Source organism: Vallitalea maricola (assembly GCF_036985595.1).
In the GTDB taxonomy this organism is placed as follows: domain Bacteria; phylum Bacillota; class Clostridia; order Lachnospirales; family Vallitaleaceae; genus Vallitalea; species Vallitalea maricola.
Window position 1 is genome coordinate 1 of sequence record NZ_BTPU01000159.1, and the last position, 321, is coordinate 321.

1 protein-coding gene is annotated in these 321 nt (G+C 35.8%); it reads left to right on the plus strand.

Translation table 11 applies throughout. The annotated features are described in order from the left end of the window. Positions 1-8: 8 nt before the first annotated feature. A partial coding sequence (locus AACQ14_RS23715) for an aminotransferase class V-fold PLP-dependent enzyme (RefSeq protein WP_339366014.1) occupies positions 9-321 on the plus strand: 313 nt, incomplete at its 3' end.

A 321-nucleotide genomic window follows, 5' to 3' on the forward strand; every position in this document is an offset into this window, starting at 1 on the left:
GAGGTGAAATGATTAAAACAGTGAGCTTTACTCAAGGCACAACGTTTAATTCATTACCCTTTAAGTTTGAAGCAGGAACCCCCAATATTGTCGGTGTCATTGCTTTTGATGAAAGTATTAATTTTTTGGCACCTTTCTTAGCCGATGATCTAAATGCTTATAGCTTATTTGAACAGAAACTTGTTCTTCATTGTTATCGAGCATTAGCTAACATTGAACAAGTGAATTTTATTGTTGAAGGGATCCCTGATATTGGCGTTATCGCTTTTACTTTAACTGATCACCATAACCATGATATTGCAATGGCTCTTGATACTCAGG